We start from the raw sequence: 1008 nt of genomic DNA, 5'->3' as shown, positions 1-1008 counted from the left end.
GTCCAGAACCGACCCATCAACATGATGGTCATCGGCTACCCCACCCCGGCGGCGGGGGTTGCCGCCGGGGTGGGGTAGCCGATGACCATCATGTTGATGGGTCGGTTCTGGACGGTGCGGCCGAGCTCGACGACGCGGACCCGGTCGCTGAGGGCGTCGACGGCGGCGGTGTAGGCGTACTCGTCGGTGTCGCTGGTGTACTGCGCGGCGTGGGTGGTCTCCCACTGGGTGCGCAGCTGCTCGCCGGGCGTCGCGGGGTTGCCCCACGGTGCGGTGGTGGTGCCGCGGACCGCGTCGGAGTAGGGCTGTTCGGTGGTGCCGGCGCGGGCACGTACCCGCCACTGGAAGGTGTCGCCGGGGTTGAATCCGGAGTCGGCGAAGGTGGGTGACTCCTGGTTGATCTGGCGGTTGGGGCGCCAGATGCCGACGATGGTCGGTGCGCCGGTGGGGGTGCCGTTGGCGTCGACGGCGGTGCGTTCGATCTGGTAGTCGGTGGCGCCGTCGACGGGTTGCCAGGCGAGGGTGGCGTACCCGTCGGCTTGGCGGACGGTGAGGTTGGTGACCTGGTTGGGTTCCGCGGCGCTCTGGGCGCTGGCGGGGCTTGGCGCGGTGGTGAGGGTGACGGCGAGGAGGGTGGATAGGGCTATGAGGATGGACCGCTGGCGTCTCATGTGGCCTCCGGCTGGTGGATCGTGGCGCGGGTTTCGACCAGCATGATCGTCGGAGTTCGTCGATGCAATGATCTTGAGGGAATCTTGCGGCTGGGGCCGCCTCTCCTCCGGTGCCGGGCCGCTACGCGGTGATGGTGGTGGGAGCAGGCCGCGGTGATTCGTGACCCCCGATGGCGGAGATTCTCAGCCGAGGTCGACCAGCAGGGGTCGGTGGTCGGAGATGGTGGACAGCGGCGTGGTGACCGCGCGTACCGGTGGGAGCTGCGCGAGGGCGTGCCGGTCGGCGAGGATGTGGTCGAGTTGGACGCGGGGTTGCCCGGCGGGGTAGGTGGGGCGG

At 70.0% G+C, this 1008-nt stretch carries 1 protein-coding gene and 1 pseudogene; both read right to left on the bottom strand.

Annotation, left to right across the window (positions count from 1 at the left end; genetic code table 11):
- Positions 1-35: 35 nt before the first annotated feature.
- Positions 36-671: a hypothetical protein gene (locus tag EAD89_RS28045; protein ID WP_199733668.1), complete on the bottom strand. Its 636-nt coding sequence runs from the start codon at positions 669-671 to the stop codon at positions 36-38.
- Between the two features lie 183 nt (positions 672-854).
- Positions 855-1008, bottom strand: a pseudogene (locus EAD89_RS28040) (endonuclease); the annotation flags it as partial.

Source organism: Micromonospora sp. BL4 (assembly GCF_003667505.1).
GTDB lineage: Bacteria > Actinomycetota > Actinomycetes > Mycobacteriales > Micromonosporaceae > Micromonospora.
The sequence above is the reverse complement of the archived record's forward strand: the minus strand, read 5'-3'. Positions and strand labels throughout refer to the sequence as shown.

Coding starts and splice junctions, on each gene's coding strand:
- EAD89_RS28045 (WP_199733668.1), bottom strand. CDS start 671: ATGAGACGCCAGCGGTCCATCCTCATAGCCCTATCCACCCTCCTCGCC.